Origin of the sequence: Amycolatopsis sp. NPDC005961, from assembly GCF_040629235.1 — a bacterium.
GTDB classification, from domain to species: Bacteria; Actinomycetota; Actinomycetes; order Mycobacteriales; family Pseudonocardiaceae; genus Amycolatopsis; species Amycolatopsis camponoti.
Genome location: NZ_JBEXVF010000030.1, coordinates 21,047 through 35,619, shown reverse-complemented (window position 1 = coordinate 35,619; position 14,573 = coordinate 21,047). Strand labels below are relative to the sequence as shown.

The window sequence follows — 14,573 nt, the reverse complement described above, 5'->3', positions numbered from 1 at the left end:
ACCCTACCCCATCGCTCGTGCCCCAGGAGACTCTCGTGCGCTACCAGACCTTCGGACGACAGACCGGCCTGCGGGTCTCGGAGTACGTCCTGGGCACGGCCAACTTCGGGTCGGCGCCCACCGCCACGGGCCTGCCGGGCGCCAAGGCGATCTTCGAGGCCTTCGTCGCGGCCGGCGGCACCACGTTCGACGTCTCGAACATCTACCAGAGCGGCGAGGCGGAGACCGTCCTCGGCGATCTCCTCGGTCGTGAGCGCGACGACTTCGTGGTGATCACGAAGTACAGCGGGACCCGGCAGGCCCAGGTCCGGCCGGGCACGACGGGCAACAGCCGCAAGACGATGATCCGTTCGCTGGAGGAGAGCCTGCGGCGGCTGAAGACCGACTACGTGGACATCTTCATGCCGCACTTCCCCGACGGCGTGACCCCGGCATCGGAGATCCTGGCCGGCTTCGAGGACCTGACCCGAGCGGGCAAGATCCGCTACGGCGGACTGTCGAACTTCCCGGCCTGGCGCGTCGCGGGCGCCGCCGTCCGCTCGGAGCTGACCGGGCGCGCGCCACTGGCCGGCATCCAGATCGAGTACAGCCTGGCCGAGCGGTCCGCGGAGCGGGAGCTCATCCCGATGGCGCGGGCCCACGGGCTGGGCGTCGTGCTGTATTCGCCGTTGGCGGGCGGTCTGCTGACGGGCAAGTACCGGCACGGCGAGCAGGGACGGCTCAGCGCCCGAGGAACAGCGGCAACCGAGGCGGCGGCCGTGGTCGACGTGGTTCTCGCGGTGGCCGAGGAGATCGGCACGGGTCCGGTCCAGGTGGCCTTGGCGTGGTTGCGCCATCGCGCCGCGCGGGCGGGGACGTCGATGATCCCGATCGTGGGCCCGCGCACGCCGGCCCACCTGGAGGGTTACCTCGACGCTTTGACGGTGGAGCTGAGCGAGAAGCAGAGCCGGTCCTTGGACGAGGCCGGCGAGATCAGGCTGGGCACACCACACGAGGACGTGGCGGCGGCGCTGGCCCACGGCGCCGACGGGGACCGGAGCCTGCTGGACGCTCCGCTGGTTCCCGTGGCGTGAGCCGGCGCTTTTAGGCAGAGACGACGATGGCCGAAGCCGAGGGCGTGCACCCGATCGCCGAATTCGCCATGACGACTGTGGCGAGCTATCGCCTCATCACCCTGCACGACCAGGACAACGACGCCGGCGTCGGCAGCGCCGAAGCCATCGATCAGCTGGAGACGGCCATCTCGGCCAGTACCGGCTACGAGCTGTTCATCGGCTGCGTCCAGGATCTGTTCCCGGTCACCGTGCGCGTCCTGGTCCGGGACGACGAGCCCGGGCGCTCGGCCGGCAAGCCTCGGCTCTCCCTCGAGTGCCCCACCGGCCGGCTCGTCCTCGGCTCGCCGACGGGTGAGGTCGCCGACTTCGAGCTGGCGACCGGACCGGGGGAGTACGACGTCGCCGTCACCCACCACGGTCGCGACGAAGCCCGCCGGGTCCTCCGCGAAGCCCTCGAGAGCACCGAACCGGACGCCCTGGAACAGCTCGGCCGGCACGCGGGCCTCGAGGGCTACACGATCAGCCTTTGGTACCGCGGCCCTGTCGAGGACGAATGATCTCCGCGTCTCGGACCCGGCGTCGTTCTCGAGGCTGTGCTTCTTCTGGGCGGACTCGATGTTCTGCGAGCCGGCGCCGGCAGTAGCCGACGACGTGGACCGTGGGCACTACGGGTCTTGCCCGGGTCTCCTTGTCGACTTCGTCAGCTCGCGCGGCCGTCAGTAAAGCCCTCACCGCCGTCCGCTGCGAAATCCGGTGTCCAAACCGTCGATGAGCGCGCGAAGTCGTAGCCGCCGGGTTAGTGTCTTCGCTGCAGGCCGGTGCGCCCCCTCCCCCTCGGCGCGCCGGCCTGTGCCTTGCCTGCCGGATCAGCTGATCGGCAGCCGGACCACCGCCGGTGCCGTCGGTTGCGGGGACCCCGTGGCGGGTTCCGTGGTGATGCCGATGCGGTCGACGTCCGACGGTAGCGCCGCCGTCACCGTGCCGGACCCCGAGTGCAGCAGCCCGGCGGACTGCGCGCCGCGCCGGCCGATCAGCCACACCTGGTACGCGTGGCCGCCGTCGAGCGCCGGGAGTGCGTCCGTCGTGATGACCGCTTCGCCGCGTTGCCGGGAGAAGGTCACCTTCGCCGAACCGCCCGAATCGCCCGGCGCGCCCAGCGTGACCACGTCGGGTGCGGGCAAGGCGACCTGCACGCTCGGCGTCGAGGGGGACTGGAGCGCGCCGATGCCGATGCCGCCGGCGAGGAGCGCGGCCGCCGCGGCGACCGCCGCCATCGCGACGGTCACGCGCTTGCGCCACCGGCGCGGCCGCGGCCCGGTGGTGATCGACGGCGGGAGCTGCCGCGTCGCCGTGATCTCGGTGAGGACCCGGCTGCGCAGCCGGGCGGCGGGGGCGGCCGCCATCGCCAGTCCGAGCTTCGCGGCGGTCGCGCGGAACTCGGCGACCTCGCCCTCGCAGACCGAGCACTCGGCCAGGTGCCGGGTGAACACGGCCCGTTCGAGGTCGGTGACCGCGTCGAGGGCGTACGCGCCGGTCAGGGTGTGGACGTCGGCGGTGGTCATCGGGTCGCTCCCAACGCGTCCCGCAGGCGGATCATGCCGTCGCGCATGCGGGTCTTGACGGTGCCGATCGCGACGCCGAGCTTTTCGGCGACCTCCCGGCAGGTGAGTCCGTGGTAATAGGCGAGCAGGAGGGATTCCCGCTGCAGCTCGGTCAGGGCGGACATCGCCGCGCGGACCTCCGAATGGTCCTCTGTGGACAGTGCGGTCTCGACGACGTCGTCGTAGGGCTGCCGGACGTCGAGCAGGTCGACGCGGTCCTCGCGGTCGCGCGCGGACTGCTCGGAGCGGACCCGGTCGACGGCCCGGCGGTGCGCGATGGTCAGCGCCCAGGTCGTGACCTTGGCGCGGGCCGGGTCGAACTGCGCGGCCTTGCGCCAGATCTCGAGCAGGACCTCCTGCGTGACCTCTTCCGCGTGGGGCCGGGAACGCAGCACCTGCAGCACGGTTCCGAAGATCGGGCCGGCGAGACGGTCGTACAGAAGGGAAAACGCCTGCTCGTCGCCGAGTGCGACGCGTCCGAGGAGCTCCTCGGACGTCGGCGCCGGGCCGGGGGTGCTGTCGGGTGGTGGTCGGAGAGCGGTCAGTGCGGCGCGCGCGGCGGCCATGGCGAATCCTTCCCGGCCGGAGCCGAGCCCGGGCCCGTGGCGGACGGAGTACGCCGCGGGCGAGCTATCACCGGTGATTCGTCGGTCGGGCCCCCGCGTATTGGTCCGGATGTCCGGCGGTGTCGGCCGTCACCTGTTCGGGCGGTCTCCGGTGTCGGTGTGGTCACAGGACCCATACCTCACGAGACCGGGGCCGAATACGGGACATGGCCGCTCCCTCAGTGACGCTCCCACCCGACAGTCCCGCTCCGCCCCGGCGGACACGGCTCCGGTTCTTCGCGGCCGCGTTCACCGGTGTCCTCGCCCTCGCCGCCGCGCTGGCCGCCGGGCACCTCGTGGCGGGCTTCATCAACATCAACGCCTCGCCTTACCTGGCGGTGGGCAACGGCGCCATCGACCTCACCCCGATCGAGCTGAAGGACTTCGCCGTCCGCACCTTCGGCACCTACGACAAGCTGGTGCTGCTGGGCAGCATGGCCGTGGTGATGGTGGGGGTCGCCGCGCTGGCGGGTGTCCTTTCGCGACGGTCGCCGGTGCCCGGGACCGTGCTGATCGCACTGTTCGGCCTGGTCGGCGCCTTCGCCGTGTACCAGCGTCCGGACCTGACGTTCGTGGCGTTGCTGGCCCCGATCGCCAGCCTGGTCGTGGGCATCGCCGTTTTCCTGCTGCTGCACCGCATCGCGCCGCGCGTGTGGCGGGAGCCGGACTCCGGCGAAAAGACCGGCACGTCGCGGCGGGCGTTCCTGCTCGGGGGCGCCGGCGTGGTCGTCGGCGCCGGCGCGGCGGGCCTGGGCGGCCGGTTGATCAGCTCGTCCCGCGACGCCACCGCGTCGCGGGAAGCGGTCGGCAAGCTGGTCCCGGCGCGCACCGCGCCGACCATCCCGGCCGACGCGGACTTCTCGAAGCTGGGCACCCCGCCCTTCCTCACGCCCAACGACAAGTTCTACCGCGTGGACACCGCGTTGTCGGTCCCGCAGGTGCGCACCGAGGACTGGAGCCTGCGCCTGCACGGCATGGTCGACCGGGAAATCCGGTTCAGCTACAACGACATCCGCACCCGGCCGCTGGTCGAGCGCACGGTCACCATGACGTGCGTGTCCAACGAGGTCGGCGGGGACTACGTGTCGACGTCGAACTTCATCGGTGTCGACCTGGCCGACCTGCTCGCCGAAGCCGGCGTGAAACCCGGTGCCGAGCAGCTGTTCTGCACCAGCGTCGACGGCTGGACCTCGGGCACGCCGGTCGCCGCGGCGCAGGACCGCGCCCGCGGCGCGATGCTCGCGATCGGGATGAACGGCGAGCCGCTGCCGCTGGAACACGGGTTCCCGGCCCGGCTGGTCACGCCGGGGCTCTTCGGTTACGTGTCGGCGACGAAGTGGGTCGTGGACATCGAGGTCACGACGTGGGCCGCGCGCCAGGCGTACTGGCTCAAGCGCGGCTGGAGCCAGGAGGCGCCGATCAAGACGGAGTCGCGGATCGACTCCCACCGCGGTTTCGCCAATGTCCGCACGGGAAAGGTGCGGGTGGCGGGCGTGGCGTGGGCGCAGCACACCGGGATCGAGAAGGTCGAGGTCCGCGTCGACCAGGGTCCGTGGCAGGAGACGACGCTGTCGCAGGAGGTCAACCTGAACACCTGGCGGATGTGGTGGACCGAGCTCGACATCCCGTCCGGGGTGCACCAGGTGTTCTGCCGCGCCACCGACAAGTCCGGTTACACGCAGACCGACATGCGCGCGGGCACCGTGCCCGACGGGGCGACCGGCTGGCACAACGTCACGTTCACGGCCGCCTGAAATTTCTTCCCGAACCACCAATCCGGCTCGCCCGGAGTCCCGAATAACCGGTAACAGAGGCGCAAACCGAAAAGGTCGCCTCAGCCGCGTAATCAATTGGAGTGAATCTCGTGCGTAACCTTCGTATTGCCGGAATCGGCCTGACCGCGGCCGCCGCGCTGACCCTCACCGCGTGCAGCGGCAGCGACACCGCATCTTCGGGCAGCTCCAGCGCCCCCGCCCCGACTTCGTCGATGGCCGCTCCGTCGTCGTCGGCCGACTCGGCCGCGTCGACCGGCGTGACCACCAACGCCGACGTGTTCGGCCCGGCCTGTTCGCAGCTGCCGCAGGGCTCCGCGCCGGGTTCGCTGGACTCGATGGGCCCGCAGCCCGTCGCGTCGGCGGCGTCGACGAACCCGCTGCTGACCAAGCTGGTCGCCGCGGTGAAGGCGACCAACCTGGTCGACACGCTCAACAGCGCGCCGGCGATCACGGTGTTCGCGCCGGCCGACCCGGCGTTCGCGGCGCTGGGTGACGCGAAGTTCGCCGAGCTGGCGGGCAAGCCGGCGGAGCTGTCGCCGATCCTGCAGTACCACGTGGTCGGCAAGCGCTACGACGCCAAGGGTCTCGAGTCGGCCGGCACGCTGGACTCGCTCAACGCCGCGGGTGGGCCGCTGAAGATCGAGGGCTCGGGCGAGAGCATGACCGTCAACGGCGCGAAGATCCTGTGCGGCAACATCCCGACGAAGAACGCCACGGTCTTCGTGATCGACAAGGTGCTGACCCCGGGCACCAACAAGTAATTCAGGAATTGCGGCCCAGTTCCGGGCCGAGCCGTTCCGCGAGGTCGGTGAGGATCTGCACGTAATCTTCGTGTTCGAAGGTGAACGGCAGGGCGAAAGCCACCTCGTCGACCTCGCGGAATGCCGCGTGCGCGTGCAGCCGCTCGGCGATCTCGGCGGAAGTGCCGACGAAGTCGGGGGAGAACAACATCCGCGCCGGGCCCTGGGGTTCCGCGGTGCGGGGAAGCCGTTTCGCCGCGTAGGCCTCGTACTTCGCGCGCTGCTCCGGTGTCGCGGTGTCGGTCGGGATGACGACCAGGCCCTGCGAGACCCGGGCCGCTGCACCGGCCGGGTGGTGCTCGCGGAACGTCCGGATGTGCGACAGCTGGATCTCGGCGAAGTCGGTGCTTTCGCCTTCGGCCTTGACCACGCTGCTGGTCAGGAAGTTCATCGCGTGCGCGCCGGCCCACTCGGCCGAGCGCAGGCTCGCACCGCCGTACCAGAGGCGGTCGCCGAGCCCGGGCGCCTGCGGCTGGACCCGGTCGGAGAACACCTCGAAGCCCTGCGTCCCGCTGAACTCGGTGGCCGGCTTGCCGCGCACGAAGCCGAGCAGCCGTTCCACGCGGTCGTAGGAGAAGTCCTCGGCGTCGGCGGTGTCCGGGTAGAGGGCTTGCTTGACGTCGTCCCACCGCATCGGCGGACCGACGCTGATCCCGGGGTTGAGCCGGCCGCCGGAGAGCAGGTCGACGGTGGCCAGGTCCTCGGCGAGCCGCAGCGGGTTCTCCCAGCCGAGCGGGATGACGGCGGTCCCGAGGTCGATCCGCCGGGTCCGCTGAGAGGCGGCGGCGAGCACGGCAACGGGCGACGAAATGCCGTGCTGCAGGTGCCGGTGCCGCACCCAGGCGCTGTCGAACCCGAGCTGTTCACCCAGTTCGATGATCTCGAGGGTCGACTCGTGCCCCCGCCGCGGGTCGGCGGGGTCGAACAGGCCGATGGTCAGGAAGCCGAGCTTCCGCAGTGGTCGCGACACACCCCGATTTTGCCCCGGGCAGCGCGGCGTCCCACCTGGTGGACTACCGCTCTCGCAGCAGGTCCAAGCCGGCGAGGATGAGGTCCAGGCCGAACTCGAACTCCGCCTGGTCGTCGCACCAGCCGAGCGTCGAATCCGGGTCGTCGTGGGCGATCTCGCTCAGCATTCCCACCAGGTTCGGCAGCTGGGCGGCCAGCTCCGGCGGGACCTCCGCCGATGCCCCCGCGCTCGGGTCGAACAGCTCCTGGCTGAATCCGAGCGCCCGGCTGCCGAGGGCGTGCAGCGCGTGGTGGATCCGGTTGTGCGAGAACCCGCCTTCGTGCATCAGGCCGACCAGGGAGTCGTAGTACTTGAGCACCTCGAGGCTGGTCGACGACCGCGTCTCGAACAGTGCCGGCGCCCAGCGGTGGCGGAGGAACACCTGGCGCGCGGCGAGGATGCGCCGCCGGGCCGTCTGCCGCCAGTCCGGCCCCTTTTCCAGGCGCGCGACGGTCTCGTTGATCTCCTGCGCCACGACCTCGACGATCCCGTCGAGCACGTCCTCCTTCTTGGCCACGTGGTAGTAGAGCGACATCGCCTCGGCGTCGAGCTCCTCCGCGAGGCGGCGCATCGTCACCGCGCGCAGGCCGTGCTCGTCGGCGAGCGCGACGGCCGCGTGCAGCACGCGCTCCCGGCTCAGCGGGGTTCGGGCGTCGGTGGTCACGCCCAAGATCGTACAACGTAAGGCCTCCTTGACCAGGCGGCCGCTCCGGAGCTACCTTACAACGTACGACTTACAACGTAAGGGAGACGCGATGAAGGCCCTCGTCCAGCGTGTGTATGGCCCGGCTGACAGCCTGACCTGGGAAGACGTGCCCGATCCCGTCCCCGGCGAAGGCGAGGTGCTGGTCCGGGTGCACGCCACCTCGGTCAACCCGTACGACTGGCACTTCATGAGAGGCGAGCCCCGCGTCGCGCGCCTGATGACCGGCGGCTTCGGCCTGCGCCGCCCGCCGGTCGGCGTCCTGGGCTGCGACCTGGCCGGCCGGGTCGAGACACGGGGTGCGAAGTTCGCCCCCGGCGACGACGTCTACGCGCTGCTGCGGCGGGGCGCTTACGCCGAGTACGTCTGCGTGCCCGAAGACCTGCTGGCGCCGATGCCGGCGAACCTGTCCCACGAGCAGGCGGCCGCGATGCCGGCGGCCGCCGTGACCGCGCTGCTCTCCTTGCGCGGGGTCGAGTCCGGACAGCGCGTGCTGGTCAACGGCGCTTCCGGCGGCGTCGGCACCTTCGCCGTCCAGCTGGCCAAGGCGCTCGGCGCGCACGTCGACGCCGTGTGCGGTGCGGCCAACGCCGAGCTGGTCCGCTCGCTCGGGGCGGACCACGTCGTCGACTACCGGACCGAAGACTTCACCCGCTGCGGGCGCCGCTACGACTTCGTCCTGGACATCGCCGGTGGCCGGTCGGTGTTCGCCTGCCGCCGGGTGCTGGAGCGCGACGGCACGTTCGTCGCTGTCGGCGGCCCGGCCGGGCGCTGGCTGCAGCCCGCCGGGCACGTCTTCGCCGCGCTGGCCTCGGGCCCGTTCGCGCGACGGCGGGTGGTGCTCGCCGACGCGGTCGGCTGCCGGGACAAGGCGGCGGTCCTGGGTGAGCTGGCCGCGTTCGCCGAGCGCGGCGCGCTCACGCCGGTCGTCGACCGGACCTACCCGTTCGACGACCTGCGTGCCGCGTTCGCCTATCAGGAAGCCGGGCACGCCAAGGGAAAGGTGGTCGTCACCCTCGGCGTGCCCGGCTGACCGGTCAGCCGTGGTGCGGGCAGGTGCCCCGGTAGTCCGAAATGGACAGACTGGTGCTCGGGATGGGGCAGAGGAACTGTTCGTAGCGGGTGTCGTTGTCGATGAACCGCTTGAGCCACGACAGGGTGTACTTCGCGATCGTCGTGTTCGACGAGTTGGGGGCGAAGTGGCTGGCGCCGCGCAGTTCGAGGTACGCCTTGTCCAAAGAGGACGGCAGGCTGGTGTAGAACGGGATCGAGTGCGTGGCCACCGGGGCGACGGTGTCCGACTGCGCCCCGACCACGAGCGTCGGCACGCTGACCGTTGACCAGTTCTTCGTGAGGTTCCAGCCGGTCAGGGGGATCGCGGCCTGCAGTGACGGCCGGGAGCGCGCCGCTTCGAGCGTGCCGCCCCCGCCCATCGAGTGCCCGACCACGCCGAGGCGGCTGCTGTCGATGCGTGAGCGGACGCTGCTCTGCTGGGTGAGGTAGTCGAGCGAGGCCAGCAGCTGCCGGCCGCGGCTGTCGGGCTGGTCGCTGGTGGTCAGGGTGTCGATCGTGAAGACGACGAAGCCCTGCGACGCGAGCCGCGGGCCCAGCCAGGCGATGCTCGACTGGAGCGCGGTGAAGCCGGGTGCGATCGAGATCGCCCCGAACGTGCCGGCGGTCGTGCTCGTCGGGTAGTAGATGGTGCCGCCGCCGAAGCCGGAGACGGCCAGCCGCGACACGGTGACGGTGCTGGTGGCGAAGCTGCCGCGCGAGGCTTCGATGCTTGCGGTGGTCGGGTCGGGGCCGCGTTCGTAGGGGTTCGCGGCGGCGGGCGCCGGAGTGGCGACCCCGGTGGTCAGCGCGAGTGCGGCCAGGACGACCCCGGCAGCTTTGGCGCGCCACCCCCGGCGGCGGGAAACTTTCTCACCCGAGCCAGACGACGTCGGCGGGCTGGTGAGTACGGACATGGATCGCTCTCTTTCCCCGGGCAGGCGAAAGCGCGCCCGGACACAGGCGGGCGGATCGATGGAACCGTTGCGCGGCAACGAAGGACGTGCCGCGTGCGGGATGCGGGGTAACGCTTTCCCGTGCTGCTATGAAACACTTCGGGCAAATGTTCCACAACACCCGAACGGGTGAGTAGCTGACCGACTGTGCGCTTGCTCAGTGGACCGGGGTCGTCCCCGGGAGTGGTGCGTCAGCGCACCGCGGCCGGCTCCAGGGCGCCGCGCACCAACGTGTCCAGCAACGTCGTCGCGACCTTGAGGTCCACCGTCCGCGCCGCGAGCACGTCCGAGTAGAGGAACGACTCGCCCAGCCGGACCACCGCGAACGCCAGGTCCGGCAGTCCCACCAGCGGCGTCAGCTCCGCCGCCGTGGCGTCCGCGCGGAACAGGTCCACGTGGGCGTCGACCAGAGCGGGCTGGACGGCGCCGCGCGGGTCGGTCAGCACGCGCAACGCCACCGTCGACTCGGCCTCGATCAGCTTGCGCATCCCCTCGCTGCCCGCGACCTCGCGCCGGTACTCCTCCATCACCCACAGGCACCGCAGCCGGCCTTCGGGAGTGCGGACCGCGTCGCCGTGGGCGGCGCGCCACCGGTCGAGCGCGCGCTGCCACGTCCGGTCGGAGAGGAACCGCAGCCCCGCGCCCATCACGTCGTCGCGGTTGCCGGCGCGGCGGAAGAGCGTCGTGCGCGAGATCCCCAGCTCGGCGGCCATCCGGCCGAGGTCGAGGCGGGTGCCGGCGACCAGCAGCCGCGCCGCGTGGCGGACGATGTCGTCGGTCGAGACGGTCACCGGCCCACCCTAGCCGCGGGGTGGCGCAGGTCGCCGACGGTTACCTTGAAGTGCGTGCCACCGCGTGGTTAGCGTGGTGGGGTGCGCGTAGACATCTGGTCCGATCTCGTCTGTCCCTGGTGCTATCTCGGCAAGCGCCGCTTCGAGCAGGCGGTCGCCGAGCTCGGCGCCGACGTCGAGGTCGTGCACCACTCGTTCCAGCTCGACCCGTCGTTCCCGCGCGGGACCTCCCGGCCGACGCGCGAGGTGCTGTCCGAAAAGTACGGCCGGACGCTCGAAGAAGCCGACGCGATGGAAGCGCAGATGGAACAGCGCGCGGCCGCCGACGGTCTCGAGTACCACCTCGACGGTGTCCATATGGGAAACACCGTCGACGGCCACCGCCTGGTGCACCTCGCTCGCGAGCGCGGGCTGGCCGACGCGGTCGTCGACCGGTTCTACCGCGCGCACTTCACCGAACGCCGCTCGCTGTTCGACCGCGACTCGCTGGTGGAGCTGGCCGCCGAAGCCGGGCTCGACGCGGCCGAGGCCCGCGCGGTGCTCGAGTCGGACGCCTACGAAGCGGAAGTCGAGGCGGACGGCGAGCAGGCGCGGGCGCTCGGCGCGACCGGGGTGCCGTTCTTCGTGGTCGACCAGCGGTTCGGCGTCGCCGGCGCCCAGTCACCCGAGGTGTTCACCCAGGTGTTGCAGCGCGCGCTGGAGTCCGCGGCGAGCTAGCGGCGGCGACGGCTGCGGCTGAACCGCGACCGGTCGGTGGCGACGCCGGCCAGGTGCAGGGCGACGCACAGCAGCCCCGCGGTGGTGAGGGTGCCGGTGGTGATGATCGGGCCCAGGCCGAACCCGGCCAGCTCCATGAGCAGGGCGAGCCCGAAGAGCACGGCGGCGAGGATGGCGAGCATGACGCCTCGTTTCTGCGGTGGTGCGCCGAATGGTCCACACCACTGCGACATTCGCAGGACCGGCGGTCCCGGCTTGGTGGCCAGTAATGCCCCGGCTTCCGCCCGCTGAAACGAAAAGGTCGGTTCGCGCACAGGGGGGATTGGGTCGTGTACCCGGAGGCGCGTGCCGGGACGGTCGGCTTGCGTGCCGGGAGGGTCGGGTCGCTCACCGGGACGGTCGGTTCGCGAACCGGAGGGTCGGCTTGCGTACCTAGCGATTCGGGTCGCGTGCCTGGAGGGTCGGCTCACCGCCATCGCCGACGGCATCCGAAGCCCCGCCGCAGGGGCGCCCCCCGTTTTCTACTTTACCGGTCGGCACCGACACTTTCGGTCCGCTGCCGCACGGCCCGTGGTCAGGCCGGTGGGGGTGCCGTGCTCGAACGGATGATCAGTTCCGTCGGCACCGTCACCGGCTCGCCCACCTCCGCGCCCGTCTCGATCTCCGCCAGCAGGGCCGCCACCGCGTGGCGGCCCACCGCCTCGAACGACTGGCGGATCGTCGTCAAGGGCGGCCAGTAGCACGCCGACTCCTCCATGTCGTCGAAGCCGACCACGCTGACCTCGCCCGGGACCGCCCGGCCCGTCTCGTGCAACGCGCGCAGCAATCCCAGCGCCATCTGGTCGTTCGCCGCGAACACCGCGGTCACCGAAGGATCCGCCGCCAGCGTCAGACCCGCCTCGTAGCCCGACGCCGGGGACCAGTCGCCGACGAACACCGGGGGGACGAACGCGCCCGCCAGCTCGAGCGTCGCTCGCCAGGACTTGCGGCGGCGCTCGGCCGAATACGACTGCGGGGGACCCGCGATGTGCCACACCGTGGCGTGTCCCAGTGAAAGCAGGTGCCGGGTCGCCGTGGCCGCGCCGTCGGCCTGGTCCGTGTCGACCACCGGGTAGTCGTAGCGGGCACTCGAATCGATGACCACCACCGGAAGCCCGTGCGGCAGCTCGATTTCGCTCTGGTCGAGCTGGTGCTGCTCGATCAGGATGATGACGCCGTCGACGGCCTGCTCGTTCAGCTTGCTGAACGCTCCCGCCACCTCGCCCTGCGTCGGGCGCGTCACCGGCATCAGGATGATCGAGAACCCCTCCGGGACGACCGCCGCCGCGATGGCGTCGAGCGTGCGGCTGTTGCCGAACGTCGGCAGCGCCGAAATGATCACGCCGATGCTGCGGAACTTGCCGTTGCGCAACGCGCGCGCCGCGCTGTTGGGGCGGTAGCCGACCCGGCGCATCGCGGCGAGGACGCGCTCGCGGGTCGCGTCGTCCACATTGGTCTTGCCGTTCGCGACGCGCGAGACCGTCTGGCCGGACACGCCCGCCTCGCGGGCCACGTCCGCCATCGACGGTCCTCGACGCGGGGCTGCAGCCGGCACAAGTGCTCCTCTGAGGGTGTCCTGGACATGTTTACGTCAACACGTTACCCTCCGACCGTCCATGTTGACGTAAACATCTGCAACACCGGAGAGACGATGACGTCCACAGCGGCTCCGCCCGTCCCGGTGCCGGCCCGTCCGGCGCCGCCGGCCCGCCGTCCGCGGCGGAAATGGCGGGGCTGGCTCTTCGTCGCCCCCTTCATGCTGGTGTTCGCGCTGACGTTCATCGCGCCCGTGGTCTACGCGTTCGTCCTCAGCCTCTACCGCGACCAGGCCTTCTTCGGCGGCACGGTGTTCGTCGGCGCCGACAACTACGCGCAGGTGCTCGGCGACCCGAAGTTCTGGGAAGCCTTCCAGCGGGTACTGGTGTTCCTCGCCGTGCAGGTGCCGATCATGCTGCTGCTCGCGCTGGTCGCGGCGCTGGCGATCGACAGCGCCCGGCTGCACGCCGCCGGGTTCTTCCGGGTCGTGATCTTCCTGCCGTACGCCGTGCCCGCCGTCGTCGCCGCACTGATGTGGGGCTTCATCTACGGTGACCACTTCGGACTCGCGGCCGACTTCAACCACCTGTTCGGCACCGCGGTGGCGCCGTTGTCGCCGAGCTGGCTGCTCACGTCGATCGGGAACGTCGTCACGTGGGAGTTCGTGGGCTACAACATGCTCATCTTCTACTCCGCGCTGAAGGTGATCCCCAAGGAACTGTTCGAGGCGGCCGCGATCGACGGCGCCGGCACGTTCCGCACCATCCTGTCCGTCAAGCTCCCGGCGATCCGGGGCGCCATCGTGGTCGCGACGATCTTCTCGATCATCGGCAGCTTCCAGCTGTTCAACGAGCCGAACATCATGCGCAACCTGGTACCGAACACGATCGGCACCTTCTACACGCCGAACATGTACGCCTACAACCTTTCCTTCAACGGGCAGCAGTACAACTACTCCGCCACCGTCGCGATCGTGATGGGCGTGATCACCGCGGTCATCGCCTACGTCGTGCAGCTGCGCGGCTCCCGGAAGGAGATGTGACGTGGCGGTCTCTTCGATGACCCGGTTCTCGGTGACCAAACCCCGCAAGTCGCGTGTCCTCACCGGCTTCATGGCGCTGTACCTGCTCTACACCCTGGTTCCCCTGGTGTGGCTGGTGATCAACGCGAGCAAGACCCAGCCCGCCCTGTTCTCGACGTCGGGCCTGTCCTTCGGCGGCCCGTTCGCGCTGTTCGACAACATCGGCCAGACGTTCACCTACAACAACGGGATCTTCTTCCGCTGGCTCGGGAACACCCTGCTGTACGTCGTGGTCGGCGCCGGTGGCGCGACGATCCTCGCGACGGCGGCGGGCTACGGGCTGGCCAAGTACCGCTTCCCGGGCCGCCGCTCGGTGTTCGCCGTCGTCCTCGGGGCGGTGGCCGTGCCGCCGACCGCGCTGGCCGTGCCGACGTTCCTGATGTTCAGCAAGCTCGGGCTGACCAACACGCCGCTGGCGGTCCTCATCCCGTCGCTGATCAGCCCGTTCGGCCTGTACCTGATCTGGGTCTACGCCGCCGACGCCATCCCGGACGAGCTGCTGGAAGCGGCGCGGATCGACGGCGCGGGCGAGCTCCGGATCTTCCTCACCGTGACGCTGCGCCAGCTGGTTCCCGGGATCATCACCGTCGCGCTGTTCACGATGGTGCAGACGTGGAACAACTACTTCCTGCCGCTGATCATGCTCAGCGAGCCGAAGTGGTACCCGCTGACCGTCGGGCTCAACCAGTGGAGCGCCCAGGCCAACGGGGCCGGCGCCCAGCCGATCTTCAACCTGGTCCTCACCGGGTCGTTGCTCACCATCATCCCCCTGGTCGTCGCTTTCCTGCTCATGCAACGGTTCTGGCAATCGGGCCTGAGCGCCGGCAGCGTCAAGCAGTGAATTTCCACCGTCAC

General features: G+C 70.6%; 16 protein-coding genes. 8 read left to right on the top strand and 8 right to left on the bottom strand.

All coding sequences use genetic code 11. The features are described from left to right. Positions 1-17 precede the first annotated feature (17 nt). On the top strand, positions 18-1,073 hold the full coding sequence (locus tag ABZ342_RS25520) for an aldo/keto reductase (RefSeq protein ID WP_360477614.1): 1,056 nt from the start codon (positions 18-20) through the stop codon (positions 1,071-1,073). A gap of 26 nt (positions 1,074-1,099) precedes the next feature. Continuing rightward, entirely contained in the window at positions 1,100-1,612 is a 513-nt protein-coding gene (locus tag ABZ342_RS25515) for a hypothetical protein (protein ID WP_360477611.1), read from the top strand. 309 nt (positions 1,613-1,921) lie between these two features. Here ABZ342_RS25515 and ABZ342_RS25510 read toward each other — a convergent pair whose 3' ends face one another. Both ABZ342_RS25510 and sigK read right to left on the bottom strand, forming a co-directional pair. Beyond that, positions 1,922-2,617 (bottom strand): anti-sigma factor, encoded by a 696-nt coding sequence (locus ABZ342_RS25510; RefSeq protein WP_360477608.1) that lies wholly within the window; start codon positions 2,615-2,617, stop codon positions 1,922-1,924. Beyond that, positions 2,614-3,222 (bottom strand): ECF RNA polymerase sigma factor SigK, encoded by a 609-nt coding sequence (sigK, locus tag ABZ342_RS25505; RefSeq protein ID WP_360477605.1) that lies wholly within the window; start codon positions 3,220-3,222, stop codon positions 2,614-2,616. Before sigK ends, ABZ342_RS25510 begins: the two co-directional genes overlap by 4 nt. A gap of 206 nt (positions 3,223-3,428) precedes the next feature. On the opposite strand from sigK, the gene ABZ342_RS25500 reads away from it, so the two are divergent. Further along, positions 3,429-5,015 (top strand): molybdopterin-dependent oxidoreductase, encoded by a 1,587-nt coding sequence (locus tag ABZ342_RS25500; RefSeq protein ID WP_196425303.1) that lies wholly within the window; start codon positions 3,429-3,431, stop codon positions 5,013-5,015. Positions 5,016-5,125: 110 nt separating this feature from the next. Further along, entirely contained in the window at positions 5,126-5,797 is a 672-nt protein-coding gene (locus tag ABZ342_RS25495; RefSeq protein ID WP_360477601.1) for a fasciclin domain-containing protein, read from the top strand. Between the two features lies 1 nt (position 5,798). On the opposite strand, the gene ABZ342_RS25490 is transcribed toward ABZ342_RS25495, so the two are convergent. Together ABZ342_RS25490 and ABZ342_RS25485 are read right to left on the bottom strand one after the other, a co-directional pair. After that, positions 5,799-6,806, bottom strand: coding sequence for an LLM class flavin-dependent oxidoreductase (locus tag ABZ342_RS25490; RefSeq protein ID WP_360477598.1), 1,008 nt, complete (start codon positions 6,804-6,806; stop codon positions 5,799-5,801). A 43-nt stretch (positions 6,807-6,849) separates the two neighbouring features. Then, positions 6,850-7,509 (bottom strand): TetR/AcrR family transcriptional regulator C-terminal domain-containing protein, encoded by a 660-nt coding sequence (locus ABZ342_RS25485; RefSeq protein ID WP_360477595.1) that lies wholly within the window; start codon positions 7,507-7,509, stop codon positions 6,850-6,852. A gap of 91 nt (positions 7,510-7,600) precedes the next feature. Here ABZ342_RS25485 and ABZ342_RS25480 point away from each other — a divergent pair, with 91 nt between their 5' ends. Further along, positions 7,601-8,581: an NAD(P)-dependent alcohol dehydrogenase gene (locus ABZ342_RS25480; RefSeq protein ID WP_360477592.1), complete on the top strand. Its 981-nt coding sequence runs from the start codon at positions 7,601-7,603 to the stop codon at positions 8,579-8,581. A 4-nt stretch (positions 8,582-8,585) separates the two neighbouring features. On the opposite strand, the gene ABZ342_RS25475 is transcribed toward ABZ342_RS25480, so the two are convergent. After that, positions 8,586-9,515 carry a dienelactone hydrolase family protein gene (locus ABZ342_RS25475; protein ID WP_360477589.1) on the bottom strand — a complete coding sequence of 310 codons (930 nt, stop codon included), beginning with the start codon at positions 9,513-9,515 and terminating at the stop codon, positions 8,586-8,588. A 230-nt stretch (positions 9,516-9,745) separates the two neighbouring features. Next, complete coding sequence (locus ABZ342_RS25470; RefSeq protein WP_360477586.1) at positions 9,746-10,345, bottom strand: QsdR family transcriptional regulator; 600 nt, start codon at positions 10,343-10,345, stop codon at positions 9,746-9,748. 93 nt (positions 10,346-10,438) lie between these two features. On the opposite strand from ABZ342_RS25470, the gene ABZ342_RS25465 reads away from it, so the two are divergent. Then, the gene (locus ABZ342_RS25465; RefSeq protein WP_360477795.1) at positions 10,439-11,062 is read left to right on the top strand and encodes a DsbA family oxidoreductase; all 624 of its coding nucleotides are present in this window, start codon (positions 10,439-10,441) and stop codon (positions 11,060-11,062) included. On the opposite strand, the gene ABZ342_RS25460 is transcribed toward ABZ342_RS25465, so the two are convergent. Both ABZ342_RS25460 and ABZ342_RS25455 read right to left on the bottom strand, forming a co-directional pair. Next, the gene (locus ABZ342_RS25460) at positions 11,059-11,244 is read right to left on the bottom strand and encodes a hypothetical protein (RefSeq protein WP_155541559.1); all 186 of its coding nucleotides are present in this window, start codon (positions 11,242-11,244) and stop codon (positions 11,059-11,061) included. The two genes, ABZ342_RS25465 and ABZ342_RS25460, sit on opposite strands and share 4 nt — an antisense overlap. A 392-nt stretch (positions 11,245-11,636) precedes the next feature. After that, positions 11,637-12,623 (bottom strand): LacI family DNA-binding transcriptional regulator, encoded by a 987-nt coding sequence (locus ABZ342_RS25455; RefSeq protein WP_360477583.1) that lies wholly within the window; start codon positions 12,621-12,623, stop codon positions 11,637-11,639. A gap of 129 nt (positions 12,624-12,752) precedes the next feature. Here ABZ342_RS25455 and ABZ342_RS25450 point away from each other — a divergent pair, with 129 nt between their 5' ends. Beyond that, positions 12,753-13,679: a sugar ABC transporter permease gene (locus ABZ342_RS25450; protein ID WP_360477580.1), complete on the top strand. Its 927-nt coding sequence runs from the start codon at positions 12,753-12,755 to the stop codon at positions 13,677-13,679. A gap of 16 nt (positions 13,680-13,695) precedes the next feature. Then, the gene (locus tag ABZ342_RS25445) at positions 13,696-14,559 is read left to right on the top strand and encodes a carbohydrate ABC transporter permease (protein ID WP_360477792.1); all 864 of its coding nucleotides are present in this window, start codon (positions 13,696-13,698) and stop codon (positions 14,557-14,559) included. Positions 14,560-14,573 lie beyond the last annotated feature (14 nt).